Here is a 20,821-nt window from a genome sequence, read left to right as displayed (position 1 = left end):
CCTTCCTAGATTTAATTTGTGAGGTATCTCTTGTTTGCTGGTAAACAGTTACTTCGTCGTGGTCGCTGCCTTATTAATCTCCGTTTTGGCTGCCTTCAAAGTATCAATTGCTTTGGTAGCTTGTTCCTGTACCATACGAATCGCTGTTACCGAGTCTTTGGACTCGTTGAAGATCAGCGGTTGGAATACACCTTGGACAGGGACATCATACCAAACTAAATCTTGCTGACGGGCAGCAGGAGGCATCGCATTTTTACCATAGAAAATAGATTCCACATGCTTACCTTGCATTTGCGGCAGGTTTTTACCAAATGCTGCTTTCACAGCATCCGTCTCAAGCGGTCCAATGACACCTTCTTTGGCCAGATCGATTTGATGCTCTTCCGATAGCAGCGCAGCCATGACCTGGAACGCAAGGTCTTTCTTCTTAGACTGCTTCGTGATGTACATCGAATAGACGTTAGGCTGATATCTGGTGTTTGGAGCATCGCTCAAAGAAGGCACAGAGGCAATGTCGAAGTTCAGGTTCTTGTTTTCCTCGTAGAATTTGACCAAATGATCGCTTACTGTTGCAACACCCATCGCGATAGTCGGTTTTGAAGCAAATGTTTCCACGGTATCAAACTGATTCGCAGGAATTTCATAGAACCTACGCATGTTGTCTACCAGCTTCTTCCAACCTGCATCGCTCATATCCCCTTTATCCTCAGTTTTGCTTAATGCAGAAAGGGATAACTGATTATAATTGAGATAATGACCTGGATTTTGTGAAAAACCTTTGTACGTGATGTCACCTTCAACGCGTGTCAGCTTTTTCGCCAACTCGTAAATCTCATCATAGGTCATGCCGTCCTTCGGATAATCAACACCGAATTTATCGAAGATATCTTTGTTGTAAAATAGAGCGAAATCATTGTTATAGAACGGCAGCCCGTATATTTTGCCATCTGGTGTTAAATTCTTTACTTGCGCCATGTGGGCCGGATTTAATTTGCTCGTATCGAAATTATACTTTTTGATCAAATCGGAAATATCATATTGCAGGTCGTTATTAATCAATTGACCTTGTACGTTACGCCTTGTGTCGTCAATAATAATGTCAGGAATGGTTCCAGCTGCAATCAAATCTTTGTGTTGTCTGCCAGGATTATCCCAGTGCACGTGTTTAATCGTGATATTCGGGAACTTCTTTTTGATGTAGTCGCCAATTTGCTTCTGGAAAATATCTTCCTTGACGTAATACGCTGGCCATACGGTATAAATAAACAATTCGTTATCAGGTGACGACTGAGCTTGCGTTACATTCTTCTCATCAGTTCCACCTGGTTTCGTACTTGGAGCTGCTTCGTTCGTGCAACCAGCCGCCATCGCAAGCGTGAGTGCAAGAGCTAAGCTTACTTTTACTCGTTTCATTACGATTATTACCTCCTTCATGAACGAAAAGTATTCATTATCCGTTTTGCAACGTCCACAAGACTATGTTATCCCAGAGCTTCCAACCAGCATCCGTAGAAGTATCCTGCATCCCATTACTCCAGTAGTAGTAGGATAATCGCGCTTTCACTTCATAGCCGTTATCGGCTTTTGCACCTTTGTCATAGTAATAAAGAGCAGCCTTCGCTTTGTCGCCAGGGACTGTCGCAATGACTTTCGCTTCCTTGCCTGGAATACCGTAGCTGACGCCGAAGTTATCACCAGTTTCCGTATAAACATCTACAGTCCCCGATAAGCCACCAGCAATTTTATGCTTGCTATCGACAATATCAATCGATTTCAGCTTCTTCACAGTCGTTCCTTCCTCTTGGGAGGATAGCCCGAGATAGAACATACCGTGGCTTTTCACATACACAGTTGGAATAGCGACTTCCTTCATGGCGCCTGTTTTCAAAAATTTCGAATTCGTCGTTTGGCTGATGTAAATTAAATCGTACCCTTTCGTCGCATCGGCCGTGAGCTCACGATCGCTGAGATGCGCTACGCTAAATCCCATTCCTTTCAACCGATTCGCAATCGCGACATCTTCAGCAGGAAGTGGTTCAGAATCCCTTCCAACCAGCAGCACTTTCTTCCCTTTCGGCGAAACTTCTGGTTTCTGTGCAGCCTCTGGTGTACTTGCAGCTGGTGCAGCAGCAGGCGTGGCCGGAGCTTCAGTTGCCTTAGTTGAACTAGTCGCAGCTGGCGCCTTTGTGGCATCAGCCGTTGGGCTAGCTGCCTTCGTTGCTTCAACGGTTGCTGCAGGCGTGGCTGAAGCAACTGGCGTTGATGAAGCTGCCGGAGTCTCGGAAGCCTTCGCTGTCGCTGTTGAAGCCGCAGTTGGCGTTGCCGTCGCTGTTACCGTTGACGTAGGAGCTGTCGATACAACCGGGTCAGCTGCTTTCTCTGATGATGAACAGGCGCTCATGGTGATTGTCATAAATACAGCTATGAGCACCATTAGAAAACGTTTCATGGATTGGGTCACTCCTTTTTCAAAGTGGAATGAAAGGCCCCTCCAAGGATCGGATGAAGGAGCCAATGGCTGAATTATTGGGCAGCTTTCTCGGTCTGAATCGCTTTCGTTGAAGATTCTTCAATCATACGCAGTGCGGTTACAGAATCCTTAGATTCGCCGAAGATTAGAGGCTGGAACACGCCGTGTACAGGCACATCAATGTAAGTTAAGCCTGAGGAGCGAGCCGCTGGCGGCATTGCGTTTTTGCCATAGAAGATGGCTTGCGTATGCTTTCCTTGCATTTGCGGCAAGTTTTTACCGAAAGCTTCTTGTACTTTCTGCGTTTGCAGCGGTCCGATAATGCCTTCCTTCGCGAAATTGATTTGCATTTCTTCAGAAAGTAGATATTGAATGACTTGGAAAGCTTGATCTTTCTTCGTTGACTGTTTCGTAATGTACGCCGAGTACAGATTTGGCTGAGCTTTGACGCCTGGCGCATCAGCGAAGGATGGCATAGCAGCAATATCAAAGTTCAAGTTTTTATTTTGCTCATACCACTGAACGATCTTTTCCGTCACGTGAACACTCATCGCCATTTTCCCTTTTGGGAAATCATCGACAGATGTAAATTGGTTGGCTGGGATCTCGTAGAAACGTCTTAAGTTGTCAACTTCCTTCTTCCAGCCTGGTGTATTCATTTCCGCTTTGTCCTCTGTCAAGCTGAGAGGTGAAAGTGAAAGCTGATTATAAGTCATATACAAACCAGGATGCTGTTGATAGCCCTTGTAGGTGTTTTCGCCTTCTACACGGGTCAGCTTTTTAGCTAATTCATATATTTCGTCGTACGTCATGCCATCTTTCGGGTAATCCACACCGAACTTATCAAAAATATCTTTGTTATAGAAAAGTACGAAATCACTCAATTGGAAAGGCAGACCATAAATCTTCCCTTCCGGCGTGATGTTCTTCATTTGCGTCATTGCCGCAGGATTTAAAGTGCTCGTATCGAAATTATACTTTTTGATCAGGTCTGTCATATCATACTGCAAATCATTCTTCAAAATATTACGCTGCAGATTCATACGGGCATTATCAATAATAATGTCAGGCACCGTGCCGGCTGCAATCAGATCCTTATATTGTCGGCCAGGATTATCCCACTGAACATGTTTGAAAGTGAGATCAGGGAACTTTTTCTTAAGGTATTGTCCGACCTGCTTTTCCCAAATATCTTCTTTGGCATAAAAGGCTGGATACACCGTATAAATGAAAATCTCGTTATCCGGCGATTTGTTTTCAGAGGCAACGGGCTGTTTCTCGGTCTCGGTTTGTGCAGGCTCGGACGTACAGCCTGTCAGGATGACAAAAGCCGAGGTGATCGCTAAAGATGCTTTGAGAAATTTTTTCATTTTCTCTATGAACCTCCCAATCGTTATTTCAAATTTTGTATACTTTAACTTTATTACGAAATGTTTACGTTTACATTAGGGGGGTTCTCCAACATTATAGGTTGTTTGTTGCATCATTCTGAATCATGATTTACCTACTGCCCAGTGAACGGCTGCATCAAATAGCTTCCATCCATTCTCCGTCCTGTTGATTTCTTCCCCACCCGTTAAATTGAAGAACATCCGCTTAGCCGGCAAAACTTGGCCGTTCATATTTTTCTGGCCTTTCTCGAAAGCGCAAATCACGGCACGTTTGTCGTTATCCGGCGCTGAGGCGATAATAACGCCCCCTTGCGGTACCACATAGCTAATCTTTGCTTCGGCCTTATAAATATCCACACTGCCGGGTAAGCCTGCAGCAAGCGCATGTTTACTCTCTTTGATGGCAATCGATAGGCCTGAATAATCGCCATAATCCGAATCGTCTTTGCTGGCTAGCCCTACTTGGCCTAATATTTTGCCATTGGCGTAGATCACAGGCGCAGTGGATTCGAGTAATTTATCAGCAACGCGATGAGAGCCTGCGAATGAACTGACAAACACCAAGCCGAAATTTGCCGCCTGATCCGGCGTAAGTTCCTTGTCGGACATCAGGGTAGCTTCAAACCCGAGCTCCTTGAAATGCTTCATCACGATTCGATCGTTTGCGCTGTCTGTGCCGACAAAAAGTACTTTCTTCCCATTCCCATTTCCACTTTCATTGCCATTCCCGGCATCTTTCTGTGTTGCCACTGAACATGCTGCGCTTGCCAACATAAGGACTACGATCAATAAGTAGGAAAACAACCGTTTCATTAACTCCCTACCTCCTTCAATAAATGAACGTTATTTGGTCTCTTGCGCCCAGCGGACAGCGGCATCGAACAGCTTCCATCCATCTTCGGTTTGATTGATTTCCTCACCTGTCATCATGTAAAAGAAAACCTCGCGTGCAGCAACGGTTTGCCCTTTCACATTCGTCATACCTTTGTCGTAAGCAAAAATGGTCGCCTTCATTTCATCATTGGGAACGGTAGCAATGACAATGGCATCTTTGCCTGGAGTCGCCCAGCTCATCTTCCCATTATCCCTGTAGACATCCACATTATTTTGCAGACCAGCTGCCAGGGCATGCTGATTGTTGCGGATTTGAATCGTCTTGACGGCATTGTTGCCTTCCAGTTGGCCATTCATGTCCACATCCGTCATGCCCGTATCACCGGAAATTTGCGGTTCGTCGTAAATGACAGGCACAGGAATGGTGACAAATTTATTTTTGATTTTCCCTGAATTCACGGACTCGCTGACAAAAATTAAAGAGAAGCCGTTCGCCTTCTCAGTCGTCACTTCTTTGTCGGAAACTACGGTCACATTGATCCCGTGTTTTTCTTTGAAGCGCTTGATCACTATCCCGTCTCCACCGCCTTCTTGGCCGACAAAAAGCACGCTTTTCCCATTGTTCTGCGTTTTGGCTGCTGCGCTGGACACTGGTTGGTTGGATACTGATACAGGATGACTAGTGGCCGAGCTGCAAGCGGAGAGTGTAACAACCATACAAGCCATGATGGCTGCATGTACCATTTTCATAACGGACTTCCTCCCTGTCAGGAACGTTTATTTTTGCCCATTTTGAGCTGCCCACTGAACAGCTGCATCCAAAAGTTTAAAGCCGTCGTCGGTTTGATTCATTTCTTCCCCTGCACTTAAATAAAAGAACACCTGCCGGGATGGAACTGGCTCATTGTTAATGTTTTTGGCCCCTTTCTCATAGGCAAAAACAGCCGCTTTCTTATCATCCCCAGGCGCTGTTACGATCGTAACAGCCTCTTTGCCCGGTATAGCGTACCCGATTTTTCCATCATTTTTGTAGACCGTTACTTGATCTTTAAGTCCCGCTGCCAGCGGATGCTTGCTGTCTTTAATTTGAACAGATTTCGCCGCGCTGAGCTCGTTGTAATCAAGCAGTCCTGTTAACGCAGAAAGACTAGCCACTTGGGGTTTGGCGTACACAACAGGTACCTTGGAGCTTTTGAGCTGAGCATCGATTCTGGAGGAGTTGACCGTAGGACTGACATAGACGACCCCGTAACCATTCACAAGTTCTGACTTGAATACGTTATCCGCCATATCAATGACGGTGTACCCTGCCTTCTCAAAATGCTTGACCACAAAGGGATCATTCGTCCCTTCCCCTCGTTTGATATAGAGCATTTTGACCGGTCCGCTTGACGTGCTTGCCGTCGTCTGTGTTGAATTCGAGCAAGCCGCCAGCATGGCAACCATGACGCCAGCTAAGCATATTGCGAGAAGACGTTTCATCTTTTTTTACCCTCCGTTTCAACTGTTAATTACCAGGTTTCGACTCTTTTCTATTCCACTAAGCCTGTTCGCTCTACACCTTCTACAAACCATCTCTGCGTGAACGTGTATAAGAGCAGTGGCGGAATAATCATTAAGAACGTTGTAGACATTCGGATTGCTTCATCGTTTACAGATGGCCCATAGGCTTCGGCTTGTTGGCGCAGCGCTGATGCGATCTTCTCGATCCCGAGCGATAGAGGCGCTGTTTCAATATCAGATAAGTACATGCTCGGCAGGTAGAAGTCGTTCCATGTCCAGATGAAGGAGAACAAAAATACGACGAGAATCGCTGGTTTGGCAAGCGGCATCATGACCTTGTAAAAGATTTTGAACACGCCCGCTCCGTCGATACGAGCCGCTTCTTCCAGTTCCTTCGGCTGCGTGGAGAAGAATTGGCGGTAAATGATGACGAACAGCGCCCCTTTCAGCCCCAAACCGAAAAAGGCAGGAACAATGATCGGATAAATGGTATTCAGGAGACCTAACTGTCTGGCATAAATAATATTAGGCAGGATCGTAACCTGCATAGGCACGATAAAGGTCAGCATCAGGAAAAAAAACAGCACTCGCTTAAACGGGATTTTCAATCTCGCAAAAGCGTAACCGGTTACTGCGCACGAGAGTGTTTGCAAGATCGAGACCGATAGTGACAGCCCTAGGCTGATGCCCAGCGCTTTGGGATAATTCATCCACGCCCAAGCCTCTTGCAGGTTCCCGAGATAGATTGTTCTCGGGAACCAGTTGACGGCAGGATCGAGCAAGTCGTCTGCATTTTTGACCATAGTCGCTATCATATGCAGGATCGGTTTCAAATAAATGTAAGCTGTATCCAGTAGAATCAAATAGATGAACAGCTTAAACAGCAGACCTTTATCCGCTTCTCTTCCGATAACGGCATAGCGGATTTTGCTGAGCAGCTGCAGCATGCCGACTGTCTGCTCTTCTTTCAATTTGATACGAAACATAGCGTCATCCCTCCTGTCGAAAACTTGTTAAGCACGATGTGACTTTGTCACTCTGGCGAAAATGATGAATAGGATCGCTAAGAAGAAGGCGATGATCATGAAGTAGATCCAAAACAATGCGCTGTATTGTCCATACTCGCTTTCCCTTACCTTCGATAGAATCGGATTGGTTGGAAAAGTAAACAGATCGACCACCGTATAAATCAAATTGAGGAAAATAAACGGTGTCATGGCAGGGAGCGTAATTTTCCAGAACGTCTCCCAAGGACCTGCGCCATCAATGCGGGCTGCTTCATAGGCGGAATTCGAGATCGTCTGTCTGCCGCCCAGGAAGATCATAATCTGAACGCCCGAGTACCACAGAATAAGCACGAATGAGTTCAGGATGGAAATCAGCGGGTCTGACCATGTAGCGGATAAATTAGCCTGGATAAGGCCTGAAATGTTAAATTTGGACATAAAGCCAAGATCGCCTTCGCCCTGCGTCAGAAATTCTTTCACGACCTCTCCTGTCGCCAAAATAACGGGCAAGAAGAAGATGGCGCGAAAAAAGGTACGGCCGGGAAATTTCTGGTTCAAAATAATAGCGATTAATAAGGCGAAAATGACAATGATCGGAATCATAAACAGCGCTTGGCGCAGGAACGGCAGCAATTGATTGTACAGCAGGCTGCCATTCTCAAACAGAATGTACTTATAATGCGTCCATCCGATGTAACGGGTCGTCGTCTTGGTTGCCGTTATCTTGACATCCTGAAAGCTCATAAATAAGGAGTAGCCGATCGGGAACGCCATAAAAAAGATAAAGCCGATGAACCATGGAGCTATGAACAGTGTTCCTTCCAGATATTCGATCAGGGATGACCTCATTCTCGCTTTCCGATTCATTTGCCTCCCCCTCCTCGAATGACAACAAAGTTGTGTGCCGGTACGATCAAATCCCCGTTCCGGAATTCTGTAAAATTATAGTTAACGAGTATTCTTTTTCCGTTGGAGTACGTCGTCTCTTTCACACCTTCAGCAAGCTTCTGATGTCCGGTGATAAACTGATCCTGCACGTCTCCGAGCGCTTCGTTATATCTCTTGTACTGTTCGGATGCGAAATTCTCCCAATCTGGGTAATACGTGTTGTAGAAGCGCAAGCCGTAGGAGTTCACGTATTTTTTCGTTTCAGCTTTCGTGAATACGAAGGATGGCGCTGCCCCGTATTCGATATCCCGAAGGAAATCGTTCACATCTTCCTGACGGTTGTTCACATATTCAGATGAATACGAAACTAAACCATGTGTAGCAATCTGGGCGAAAGGCACCGATTCATCCGAAAAAAGGTCGTAGGAATTGTCATACACCATGCCTCGGATGTAATTGATATGCGGCAGTGCGTAGACATTCGATTTATCCCCCTGTACACCGCCGAGCGTATCCTTGATCTTTTGTAAAATCCGTTCTTGAATTTTACGGGCTTCGTCTCTGGAAGATCCGTACGCTGTGTTGTAATCGTTGAAGAGCCTCTGGCCAAGCAATCCAACAGCAAGTCCGTCGACACCCATGGCTTTATAGGTAGGCAAATCTTTATCCACCATCTGTTCCACGTATTTATCGCTGACGACTGGCGTTCTCTCTCGATTGAACAAGGGGCTCTGCATAAGCGTCCGACCCGCTAAGTTCACCATCGCGTTAAACTTCTCATCAAACCCGCCGGCATTTGTATTATTCAGCGAATACTGGGCTTCCAAATACACCGGATACCCAAGTTCATGCGCATGATCGATGAATGCTTTCATGCCAGAGTCTCCGCCAATGCGGGAGTCCACCGGAAACGTTTGGCCAAAGGAGCTGTAACCGCCTTTTTGCCAGCCCGTATACGTGAGCGACATATTGTTTATTCCCTTGTCATGCAGAGAATTGATAATCTGAATACCTTCGCTCGTCGTTGTCAAATTGAGGTAGCGGTCGCTGATGACCCCTTTTTCCCGATCGCCTCCGATGATATTCGTATATAGCGGAATATTCGGGTCTTTGACCGTAACCGGTTTGGCCGCTTTTTCCTTTATTAAATAATTACGGTAAGCCTCAGCCATGCCAACGTAATCTGTCTTCTTTTCATCCAACATATAATAACGAACGGAACGATCGCTCCCAAATATCTGATCCCGATCATAATCAACGTATCCCCACGAATCAGGAACGTTCGTATTTCTTGTTGTAAACTGCAAGAAGCTGGAACGATAATTCATTTGTGCTCCAATCCAGTTGTAATTGCTTAGGACACCTGCAGGAGCGGCGACAACATCGGCATACTCATCGCCATCGTGCACGACAGCCAGAAAGCCCTTCGATCCCGATTTCATTCCGAAGACCGGCATCATCACTTTATTCCGGTTGTTATTGATGCCTGGGAAGGCAATATCTTGGCCATATGTTAATTCATCATAAATTTTGTTGACATTCAATTGATTCTCTTTGAATTTCACCAGGGCGCCTGCGCCATCCGGAATAAACAAGTACCCGTCCTGACCATCTGTGTATTCTGCTCCCAGAAATGGATACGGTCTCACCCAGACAAGACCCATTTTGGTTTCCTTAACGCCTTCCTGGATGATTTTCGTCTCTACATAATCCTGATTAACTGTGACCTGGACAGGAATCGTGAAGCCCGTAACCGGAAATTCATAGGCAAGCTTGAAGCCACCAGGAATCGTTTGAATATCCTTGATTTTGCCGCCTTCCGCCGCTAGATTCGTCTCCTTGGCCTGCAAAATATTTTTGGAAAAATCCACATATTGGACCATCAGCGGTGAGGCCAAATGCTTTTTCCACGTCTCGGAAATTTTCTCTTTCGCCCAATATTTCGGCTCTGGGTAGGAGCGGTATTTATTGCCGTTCCGTTTGTCTTCGACAATGAAATGTCCTGTTTTTTCGTCCATTTTCAATCTCAATGCATCGGATTCCGCTACCTGTTTAAAATCGGTATCAAGCGGCAGTTTAGCGGGAATACTCGCTGCTTCCGCTGTTGTATTCTGCTGCACCGCTTGCGAAACGTGTTGTCCTGAATCCTTGAACTCAAATTTGGCACGGGTCAGGAAGATGACAACGGCCGCCAAGATCAGGATGGTAACAATGAGGGCTGTTTTATTGGTTTGGATCATCCGGATCATCTCAAGGTCACCTCCTGATACATCTGATAAAGTAACGATCCGAGATCGCTGGTAAGTCCCATAATGATGAAAATCAGCACACCGATGACAAGCATCGTACAGAGCGTAAGGAAAACATTCATGATCGTTTCACCAAACGTGTAATTATGGACGTTCTGAATTTTCCAGAAAATGAGCAGCCCAATCCATACCGTCATTGCATTGCCCACGAAATGATAGATCGATGCCTCGGACATCGTCATGACATTGGACACAAAGGCAAGCGGGATGCCAATGGCTATATAAGGTAGGAGTGCATAAGCGCTGCCGATGAAAATGTGTTTGAACCGTCCCTCGCCCCGATATATCGAGCTGACCAGGTAATTAGCGACAATCCAAGCGATCCAAACGATGAAAAATTGCGTGAATGTAGAGTAAATATCCACAAATGTTTTCGGATTAAAAGCGAAGCTAGTCGCGAACTGACTGATGATCAGGGACAGGTAAACACCAAGCAGTACGATACTGGCGCTCAAGTAGCTGCCTTTGTTCTCATAGTGGATCGCTGAGAAGCCGTCAATTGGATGTTTTAATACATGCAGCGCAAGCCTGACATTCGAGAGGAATCGGTTCTGACTCTTCGGTCGATTCTGCCATCTAATCCGAAATTCACTCTTTGCGGTCAGTTTATTGAGTACGCCGTATAGGATGACAGAGAGCAGCATGACACTCGCTATCCAAGAGAAATTGCTCTGCAGCCACAGCATCCTGATTTGCCAAAAGGAATCGGAGTACCCTTGTTGATCTCCTGCTTCTTTGAACAAATCTTTTGCTGCCTCATATTGTTCTTTTTTGAAAGCTGACTTCGCAAGGCCCAGATAAGCCGGGGCGAACTGCCCATTTAAACGAAGCACTTCTTTCCATGGCAGCTCACTATCCTCATAACGTCCAGCTAGCGTAAGCTGGTTGGCTTGGTCGACCTTTTGTCCAAACTCCGATAACCGGAATACTTGCACAATATTCTCCTGATCGTCTAGGACGAACATTTCGTTCCTTTCATTAACGTCAAGCGCCACGGGACTTTTCAGCAGCCCGACTTGCGAGGAACCGATCGCGGAAGCGCCGCCCCAGAAGTACAATAAATTACCTGATGCATCGTAATGGCTGATATATTTGTTCTGTTGATCCACGACAATCATATTGCCGCTTTGATCGACGGCGACATCGCTCAGTTGAGGGCCTGTCATGATCCCCTCCGCCGGAACGTCCCATGGGGCTGTTTCACCGAACGGTTTCGAGGAGCTGCGCAGCAAATTATCACCTTTTACATTCAGCTTTTTCAATTGATTCGTAGTTGCTGTTCCACCTGTTACGGTGAAAATATAGCCGTTTTTGTCCGTCGCTACACTGTTGATCGGCTCTGGCCTTTTGGCTACCTCATTGGCGTACATTTTCTTGGTGTATAGCATTCTTTTCAATGCATCTAACGGGGAAATCGCCGTGCCGTTGGCACCGAAAAAACCTTGAAACTTGCCTTTCGGATCAAGCATCACGAGCCCCTCATAGCTGCCATGCACGGCGATATACATAAATTCACGTTCATCGACCATGACCTTCGCTGGATCAAAAACAAAAGTCTCGGGGATGTACCGCGATTCCGGCCGTTTGTACTCTTGCATGACTTTGCCGCCAGCATCCAGCTTAAGCACCCTTTTATTACCCGTGTCAGCGACATAGATACTACCGTCGTTCGTCACGAATACACCTTCAGGTTTATTAAAAGGGCTCTCCGGCAAAGTAATATAACGCAAGAGCTGTCCGGATTCTGTCATATGCACGATGCGGTTATTGCCTGTATCCGCGATATAAACCTCACTTTTCGCATCGATGAAGATGTCTTTGGGGTTTTTCATCGGCGAAACGACCTGAACTGTTTTATTGCTTGGATCTGGCGCCATCAGATTTTGCCCGATTACCCCCAGCGGAAAGTACGCCGGCTGAAGATATATGAGATTCCCCCGGCTGTCTTTTGTATACGTGGAGTATTTCACCGAGGCGACTGCTGTCGCAGGCAATAATGCGGCGCATAAGAGGAAGAACGATAGAAATAGCCCCCACTTATGGATTTTCATGCTCAAACCTCCGTTCCCATCTCTCTGTGTATAATGTAATTCGCCCTAACAAGCCATAAGGGCTCAGCTTATAGTCACTAGTAAAATGCCCGCCTTCTTTGCGGAACGACGCCCAACTCGTTGTCAGTGTATCGCCCGACGCCTGGTGGAAGGGTCCCAGCATATTGCGCGGGCTTCCCATGACTTCCACGTCCAAGCGGTTCACTCCCTCGTGAAGCTGCTTCGTCAGATCAAGTCGGTTCGCGCTCCGCCACGGCACATGTCCGGCTGTTTGCCCGTTAACCCGCACCTCGATGGTAACCGCGGCATAATCGCCAAGTTCTACGACCAATCGGCTATCCGCCTTATTTTCCACCTGATTGTCAAAATGATAGATCATGCTGCCGCAGTAATGAGGATATCCTTGCTCGCACCAATCACCGAAAGCCAAAGTTTCGGGCTCGGCCACAATGCTCCTTGAAGCATCAACGCCAAACTCTCCAATCAAATAAATATCTTCCACTTCCATGCGGTTTACATAGTTGCAAGATAAGGTCAACTCGTTCTCTCCAGCCTTCAAGCCGGACAACAGCACACGATCAAACGACCGATCAAGAAACCACCCGTCAGACCTATTGGCGATTCGTTCACCGTTAAGGTGGATCTCGTATTGCTCCACAGACTCCACAACCAAATACACGGCTTCTTGCGGCACTTCCGTCACTTGAAAAGAAAATCGGAATGCGACTGGCTTGCCATCTTCCGGGTGGGGTTCGTGAATCCATTTATACCTTTGCTCCATGCCATTGCCATAAATCTGTCTCATTCCCAAGACCGCTCGGATAGCTTTCTGTGCCTGCCATACTTCCATCTCGTGTGACCAAGCGTCACTACCCATGCGGTATGAGCACATATCCAGCGTGAGCACATTCGGCATGGATCGAGTGAACTTGCAGACTGGACCTAACACCTGTGCGTTGACTTCCTCTACGCTCACATCGCTCTCTTCTGATTCAGCACTTTGGGCGTTGAGGCCATGCTTATGCCATATGTATAGTTTGGAATCCGCCGGACCGAATACCTCATCTAAGCCGATGTATCCATCGCGATAACTGGTCTCAACAGCCTTTACTTCACCTGTCAAGGCCTTCCATTCTTCCATGTATCCCGCCGGCACGTCCGAAGCAACTCCGATTCTAACGCGATGTTCACGCGCACGGTCGTTATTGACAACGAAGAGTGCATAACGATCTCCCATATCTCTGAGCATATACAGGCAGGCAGTGGATTCCTCCGCTTCTGCGCTCTGTATGCTGACTTGGCGTATCAGCATATGTTCTAGTGCTTGTGCGGTCCCAGCTGCATCCCTAACGAGAACCATGTTCGGGTGGTCATAGAGCTCGGCTAGACGCTTCGTCGCCCTGCCTTCGAGCATTTCCGGGCGAGGTCCGACAGCGATCGCTTTGCCGCCAGCTTCAAGGAATTGGAGAAGCAACTGGAAAGTGCTGCTTAGCATCGTCCTAATTTCCGGGATGACGACGACTTGATACTTGGCCTTATGAATAGCAAGCAGATTCCCGTGAACAGCTCCGGTTTCCGCCATGATGGTTTCATCGCCTAGATCAAAATCATAGTGCGCCCTCAGCAGCTCACCGAGGAAAGCGTTAAATTCGTGACCATACCGGTTCGTATCGGAGACGTCTCGGTCTTTGCCTCGGGCAGGAAAACCGTAAGGTCCCGTGCCAACCATACTCCATGCGGTGGAAGCCGGATGAAGAACTAGCACGTCGCGCACCGGGCTGCCTTCTGTCAAAACCGCTGACAATCTAGCAAAATAATTTTCCACTATCGAGTTATATTTCCACCAGCTGGTGTTGTAATTAAATACAGGCGGATAATCCCGTTTCCGACAGCCTTTAATTGAGTACAGCGACAAGTGCTGCGACCTCAGATTAACCCCAAGAACAAATTGAAAATCTCCGATCCATCGCTGCCCTTCAAATGTGAAACCCCAGCCCGTACAGCCATAGGTTTCGGTTAAAACGAACTTTCTCCCATATTGGTTGGCAACGCTGGTACACTGCTTCACCGTGATGTATTCATTCGTTTGCTCGTTCAACATATCGATGCCCGGCACGTGCTGATAGCGATAATTGGGCATGACCGCCCCGCTAACGCGAGTGGCTGTGCCCAAATTATTTTCCCAGAGAAAGTGCCCGGTAAAAGCAAGCCCGTTGTTTTCGCACCACTGGCCGATTTGTTTCGCGTAGGATTCACTGAATCTCTCAGTTATCGTCCGCCAATAATCGTGGCGCGCTTCCGAAGAACGTTCCCCATTGAAATATAAATAGGGAACTAAATCCAACAGATCATATCCGCGTTTCTCCTGAAAATATGCGGGGAATGACCAGCTCCAGGGAATCCAGCCACGGCCCTCGGTAAATGTACAATGGCGGTCATGAAGGCTCGGCTCGTCAGTAAACACACCGCGAACGGTTTTGCCAAAATGTTCGCCTACGACCTTTTTGTAAGCTTCGTAGGTAATGTCGATGAACGCTTCAACCGATTCCGGATTCAATTGATCCGGAGGAGCTTCATTGTTGAACCAAGCACTCCTTTCGGATATTTCAACCCGGAAGAGCAGCAGCACTTCCTCGTTTCCTAATTCTCTGCTTCCACCCGCTGGAATTCTCTCACAGCGAAGCAAGTCTCTTTCGTTAATCACAGCTCTGAACATGGCTACGATGTCGGTATCGGTTTCGTCCATGTTCATTGAACCAATGAGACTATCATCGCCTTTAGGGAGTACCTCCAGCGTAAGGCCCTTAGCGCGGAACGCGTCGCCGCCCCTCGCTTGCACTAGCCCCCCGGCAAAGCCTGAAGGCCAGCGGTCCTCATCGTACAGCCAGGCCTGCATATCCTCCGCTTTAGCCGTTTCTACTGTGGAGCGAACCAGCTCCATCCACTCTTGACCCATGTAGACGGTTTCTAGCCCATCTCGGGAATGAATGAAAAAACCGCCCATCCCTTGCTCCTTCATTTGCTTCACTTGCCGGCTCAGCTCTTCCTCCTTCAAATCGTCATTCCAAGCCCAGAAAGGAAGCGACCTGTAGGCGTTCGGAGGATTCTCAAACTGATTTCGCAATAGCTTAAGCTGGGGCGCTTCCACAAGTCTCCGCCTCCTTCATCTGTTGGAATATCGCGACGCTTTTCGGAAGAAGTTCAACTTCTCCGCTAACGGTTGTGCCGCTGAGCAGCTCCAGTTGTTCGCGTGTCCCCACATGTATCTTGTGCACCTGATCACTATGATTCAACACAAAAGTAAAGAGCAGCTCATCTTTGTGACGTTGAATAATTTCCACGTCTTTCGGTGCTTCAAGAAGCGATGTGATCCCTTTACTAGCGCATAGATATTTCACCCATTGCTGTAAAAATGTACGGCTAGGATCCGTTGCTGCATACCAAGCTTCTCCTTGGCCAAACCGGTTGCGAGTCAAAGCAGGTGACCCTGCATAGTAATCGCTGCCAAAACTCGCAACAATCTCCGCTCCCTCCGAATGAACCACCTCGCACAACAACCCGCACTCGTATGTGCCTTGAAGCTCTCCCAGGTTCATCTCCAGCACGAGCTTGTTTTTTTGATCAGGATGCAGCGCATCAAGCTCTTCCACCCAGATGCCCAGCAGCTCGCGCAGTTCACCAGGATAACCGCCGGCAGTGACGAGATCATTTTCGTTCGCAACACCGCTGTAAAACGTTGTGAGGAAGGTTCCTCCGTTCTTCACATATTGCTCCAGCTTCTCTGCATATCCGGGTTTCACCATATATAAAACAGGGGCGACCACCAGTTCATAGGGGGTAAGATCTGTCTCTACATGAATGAAATCGACTTGAATGTGATTGTCGTAGAAAGCATCGTAATATTTCTGGATGTGATCCACATATTTCAAATGAGCGGAGGGTCCGCCTCCTAACTCGACTGCCCACCAATTATCCCAGTCGAACAGGATGCCTACCTTGCTCTTCACTCGTGCATCAAGCAATTGATTCCCTAGCTGCTTAAGCTCTTGGCCAAGCTCTGTACATTCCTTGAACACACGCGTATGCTCATGCCCGGCATGATCGATTACGGCTCCATGAAATTTCTCATAAGCGCCTAACGAACGGCGCAGCTGGAAGAACATCACTGAATCAGCGCCGCGTGCCACGGCTTGGTAGCTTCGAAGCCGCATAACACCAGGCCTTTTGGCCGGATTAACGGTTTTCCAGTTGAGCACACTCGGTGTCTGCTCCATCAGCATAAAGGGCGCTCCGTCTTTCAAGCCCCGCATGAGATCATATCGAAGCGCCATGTAGCTTTCGGGTGTTTGATTTTCCGGATATATATCAAGAGCGACGATGTCCAGATAAGGCGCCCATTTGAAATAATCAAGCGGCTTATAGGTCCCGTTCCCCTGGAAATTAGTCGTGACGACCGCATCCGGGATGAACGATTTAATCGCGTTATATTCCATCCGATAACAGGCCAGCCAACTGTCCGAATTGAATCGGTAATAATCGAGTGTCATGCCTTGAAATGCCGTTTGATCGGAGTTTCCTCCAGATAGTCCCTCGCTAAGTGCACTGGGAAGGACGATGTCTTCCCAGTCATAATAGGTGTGCCCCCAGAATCGCGTATACCAAGCCTCGTTCAGGCGCTCCAGCGTACCATAACGGCTTTTCAGCCATTCCCGAAATGCGTTCTCACAGTTATCACAATAGCAGCGAATGCCGATTTCATTGTTCACATGCCATAAAAGCAGGGCCGGATGACCCTTGTATCGCTCCGCCAGCTTACGGACCAGAGCCTCGGCATAATGGCGGAACGTCGGACTATTCGGGCAGGAGTTATGTCTTCGGCCAAACTTTCTTTTTTTCCCATCGGTCGTTACGGTTAGAATATCCGGGTGCTTCCTCGCCATCCAAGCTGGATGCGCAGCCGTCCCCGTTCCCAAACAGGCGTACATGCCATTCTCGTGCAGCTTGTTCATGACCTCGTCTAACCAGCCAAACTCGTAGGTCTCCTCATCCGGTTGGTTGAGTGCCCACGAGAACACATTGACTGTTGCAATATCAATGCCTGCAAGCTGAAACAGCCGCATATCCTCATCCCATATTTCCTTAGGGAACTGCTCTGGGTTGTAGTCGCCGCCATACATAATTTTGGGAAATGTCCGGCTGATCATCGAATCGCCCCCTGAAGTGTTAATGGAATAGTTGCTGCGCTGTTTGTATCCTCTAATGAAACTATCTCCGGCCACCGTTTGCTTAGCTGCATCGGCGATCCATCTCTTGCAGAGAATGGCTTCAGCCGCAACTGGAAAGTCGTATCCTTCGGATGAAGCAAATAACGAGCTAGCGGAGGAGCTTCCCCGCAGCTATGATTGCCAATCGGAGCCTGCTGATGATCCAGGTTCACGATCGTTTCATGTAACCGGACTAAGTCGGTTGTATGTTTCGCACTTGCTACATTCGCCGTGGAATAGTGACTCGCGCTTATATCGAACATCGGCAATCCGCCTACAAACAAACCCGTTCCTAGCGTGTTGGTTACGGTCGCCCATCGTGCTTCCGTTTTATTGCCGTGCTCTTGCGGCTTAATATAGGGAACATACTGCTCCTGCACCGTTCCTGCATAGACACCAAGCCGTCCGCTTTCCTTACGGTCGATATAACATTCGTGCGGGCCAAGCCCGAACCAAGATAATCGATCGAAGGTGCCGGGCATGACCATCTGTAGACCCAGACGTGGTAATGGTGGGAGTCCTGAACGTGGACTCACACGGACTGTCAGGAACACATCCCCTGATCCGTATACCGTGTATACCGTATTCGTCTCAAAACATGTACCTAATCCCGCTGCGCCAAGCGTCGCTTTCACCGTAATTTGCGTCGCATGGTTGCCAACCGGAAGCACAGAAAACTCATTCACACGCTGTTGCAAGGCATCGTAACCGGTTTTTCTCCATTCTTTCGCTTGTCGGCCATCATTATCAATGGGCGCTCGCCACACATTGACTTTCGGGCCAGACTGCAGAAGCGGAATTCCGTTATATTCGAATGCGTTCAAGGTTCCGCTCTTTTTGTCCCAAACCAGACAAAAATCGTTACCGCTCACTAGCAAGCTTGTGTTCTTCTCTTCCATGCGTAAACTGTGCATGGGCTTAACGCTGATTAGCGGAGCACCATTCGGCACAGGTGAAGGGGATAACGGCAAATCCGCCCACGCTACTTCGTGTCCTTGCTGCGCCCACCGTGTCTCCTGCCGCAAAGTAAACCGAATACGGAGCCAGCACTCGCCTTTCAATTGCTCATAGGCCTTACTGAAAGGTATGGTAATATCGACCTTTTCTCCTGGTGGCACATCGGTTCTCCGCAGCTCTCCCTGCTCTACGATGTCCCCGTCATGCAGCAGCTGCCACGAGCCATTCAGGTGATCAAGGGATAAGAAGTCGTAGCGATTCTCGATACTTACGATGCCAGATTGAACATTGACCGCACGAACTTTTACCGGCTCAATCACTTTTTTAAACTCAATCAGAGATGACTTAATCGTTCGATCCGGAAATACCAAGCCGTCTATGCAGAAGTGTCCACTGTTCGGATGATCGCCAAAATCGCCGCCATACGCGTACCACTCTTGGCCATCCTCTGTGTGCTGCCGGACTGCAAGGTCGGCCCACTCCCAGATCATACCGCCCAGCAGCCGGGGATACTGATAAATAGCTTCCCAGTATTCCTTCAAGTTGCCGGATGCATTCCCCATCGCATGCGCAAACTCGCACATGAGGAAAGGTCTTGGATCTTCCGTTTTCTCCCCTTCTTCAATCAGGGCATCCAGCGAGGGATACATGCAGCTCACAATGTCTACGACCCCAGCATCTTTGGCCCTTTCGTAATGAATCGGACGTGTCGGATCTGCTGCTCGCACCCAGTCAGCCATCGCATCATGATTAGCCCCATATCCCGACTCGTTCCCCAGGGACCAGATGATGATGGACGGATGATTTTTATCCCTCTCCACCATGCGGCGGGCACGATCGACGAACGCTTCTCGCCATCGCTCATCCTGAGCGAGATGACTTTCATTGCCAATGAAATGACAGCCATGCGTTTCGAGATCCGCTTCATCGATGACATAGAGCCCATAGCGGTCGCAAAGATCAAGCCAGCGTGTATCATTCGGATAATGTGATGTACGTACGGCATTCATATTGTGCTGCTTCATGAGGCGGATATCCTCGACCATGGCTTCCAGCGGTATGACATAACCGAGATCGGAGTGGAACTCATTGCGGTTTACGCCTTTGAGCGTAACGGGAGTGCCGTTGATAAGAAGCCGCCCATTTCGGATAGCAACATCGCGAAAACCAACGGAAACGCTTACAGTTTCTAGCGAAACCCCTGTCTCGCCCTCTAACTCCAAAACCAAGGCATATAAGTACGGATCCTCCGCTGACCATTTGTGTGGAGCCGTGATGGGGAGCTGCACGTTGAGCATTTTTTCATCCGTTAGCAAGAATGCTTCGGTTTTACCGGTGTATATCATTTGGCGCTTTTCGTCCATCAACGAAACATTTACTGTATGGTTGTGTGCCAATATCGCACGATTTGACAAGCATGCAACCGCCATCCGCAGGCTAAGCACTGCATCCTGCTGATTTTCAATGAAACTGGTTTGTACAGAAACATCTTGGATGTGCACATCGGGTGTTGCTTTCAAATACACATCTCTGAAAATACCGCTTAACCGCCATTTGTCCTGATCCTCCAAATAGCTGCCATCGCTCCATTGATAGACCTGCACGGCAACCGTGTTCTCTCCCTCTTTCAGCAAAGAAGCCACGCGAAATTCACTATGCATGTGGCTGCCCTGCCCATATCCGGCCAATATCCCATTCACCCAGACATGAAAGGCGGAATCAACACCTTCAAACACGAGAAACACTTGCCTATCCTCCCAGGTATCAGGCAGATGGAAGCTTCTACGGTAGCAGCCCGTTGGATTATCGTTTGGGACATGCGGCGGATCAATGGGAAACGGATAATAGCTGCTGGAATAATGCGGTTTTCCAACTCCCTGCATCTGCCAATTGCCAGGAACGGGCATAGCCTGCCAATCGCCCGTCTTATAAGAAGGATCGTAGAAGTTCTCTGGCGCCTCCGACGGATTTGAAACGTACTGAAATTTCCAGCTCCCATTCAGCGATTGGAAGTATGGCGAAAGCGTCCGCTCACCAAGAAGCGCCGTTTCTACATCTGCATATGGCATGTAACCAGTATTGGAAGGCTCAACGCTGCGTCCAAGCATCTCTAGATTCTCCCAATCCGGAATTTCTTTCTCTCTCAT

13 protein-coding genes are annotated in these 20,821 nt (G+C 48.0%); all 13 read right to left on the bottom strand.

Features of this window, described 5'->3' with window-relative positions:
- Positions 1-48: 48 nt before the first annotated feature.
- The 13 genes from GQF01_RS13605 to GQF01_RS13545 all read right to left on the bottom strand — a co-directional run bounded on the left by GQF01_RS13605 (position 49) and on the right by GQF01_RS13545 (position 20,821).
- Positions 49-1,413, bottom strand: coding sequence for an ABC transporter substrate-binding protein (locus tag GQF01_RS13605; protein ID WP_161407303.1), 1,365 nt, complete (start codon positions 1,411-1,413; stop codon positions 49-51).
- Positions 1,414-1,450: 37 nt separating this feature from the next.
- Positions 1,451-2,449 (bottom strand): hypothetical protein, encoded by a 999-nt coding sequence (locus GQF01_RS13600; RefSeq protein WP_161407302.1) that lies wholly within the window; start codon positions 2,447-2,449, stop codon positions 1,451-1,453.
- A gap of 74 nt (positions 2,450-2,523) precedes the next feature.
- On the bottom strand, positions 2,524-3,840 hold the full coding sequence (locus GQF01_RS13595; protein WP_161407301.1) for an ABC transporter substrate-binding protein: 1,317 nt from the start codon (positions 3,838-3,840) through the stop codon (positions 2,524-2,526).
- 123 nt (positions 3,841-3,963) lie between these two features.
- On the bottom strand, positions 3,964-4,674 hold the full coding sequence (locus GQF01_RS13590) for a hypothetical protein (RefSeq protein WP_161407300.1): 711 nt from the start codon (positions 4,672-4,674) through the stop codon (positions 3,964-3,966).
- 30 nt (positions 4,675-4,704) lie between these two features.
- Positions 4,705-5,445: a hypothetical protein gene (locus tag GQF01_RS13585; RefSeq protein ID WP_161407299.1), complete on the bottom strand. Its 741-nt coding sequence runs from the start codon at positions 5,443-5,445 to the stop codon at positions 4,705-4,707.
- 27 nt (positions 5,446-5,472) lie between these two features.
- Positions 5,473-6,177 carry a DUF4831 family protein gene (locus GQF01_RS13580; protein WP_161407298.1) on the bottom strand — a complete coding sequence of 235 codons (705 nt, stop codon included), beginning with the start codon at positions 6,175-6,177 and terminating at the stop codon, positions 5,473-5,475.
- A gap of 50 nt (positions 6,178-6,227) precedes the next feature.
- Entirely contained in the window at positions 6,228-7,145 is a 918-nt protein-coding gene (locus GQF01_RS13575) for a carbohydrate ABC transporter permease (protein WP_407945405.1), read from the bottom strand.
- A gap of 66 nt (positions 7,146-7,211) precedes the next feature.
- A complete protein-coding gene (locus GQF01_RS13570; RefSeq protein WP_145655765.1) occupies positions 7,212-8,072 on the bottom strand; it encodes a carbohydrate ABC transporter permease in 861 nt (286 codons plus the stop codon).
- The gene (locus GQF01_RS13565) at positions 8,069-10,342 is read right to left on the bottom strand and encodes a DUF5696 domain-containing protein (RefSeq protein ID WP_161407296.1); all 2,274 of its coding nucleotides are present in this window, start codon (positions 10,340-10,342) and stop codon (positions 8,069-8,071) included. The genes GQF01_RS13570 and GQF01_RS13565 overlap by 4 nt, the downstream gene beginning before the upstream one ends.
- A complete protein-coding gene (locus tag GQF01_RS13560) occupies positions 10,339-12,453 on the bottom strand; it encodes a YIP1 family protein (protein ID WP_161407295.1) in 2,115 nt (704 codons plus the stop codon). Before GQF01_RS13560 ends, GQF01_RS13565 begins: the two co-directional genes overlap by 4 nt.
- Positions 12,440-15,601 (bottom strand): glycosyl hydrolase, encoded by a 3,162-nt coding sequence (locus GQF01_RS13555; RefSeq protein ID WP_161407294.1) that lies wholly within the window; start codon positions 15,599-15,601, stop codon positions 12,440-12,442. Before GQF01_RS13555 ends, GQF01_RS13560 begins: the two co-directional genes overlap by 14 nt.
- Entirely contained in the window at positions 15,582-17,657 is a 2,076-nt protein-coding gene (locus GQF01_RS13550; RefSeq protein ID WP_161407293.1) for a beta-galactosidase, read from the bottom strand. Before GQF01_RS13550 ends, GQF01_RS13555 begins: the two co-directional genes overlap by 20 nt.
- Positions 17,654-20,821, bottom strand: a complete 3,168-nt coding sequence (locus tag GQF01_RS13545; protein ID WP_161407292.1) for a glycoside hydrolase family 2 TIM barrel-domain containing protein — start codon at positions 20,819-20,821, stop codon at positions 17,654-17,656. The genes GQF01_RS13550 and GQF01_RS13545 overlap by 4 nt, the downstream gene beginning before the upstream one ends.

This window comes from Paenibacillus silvestris, assembly GCF_009882985.1.
Lineage (GTDB): Bacteria > Bacillota > Bacilli > Paenibacillales > NBRC-103111 > Paenibacillus_E > Paenibacillus_E silvestris.
The sequence above is the reverse complement of the archived record's forward strand: the minus strand, read 5'-3'. Positions and strand labels throughout refer to the sequence as shown.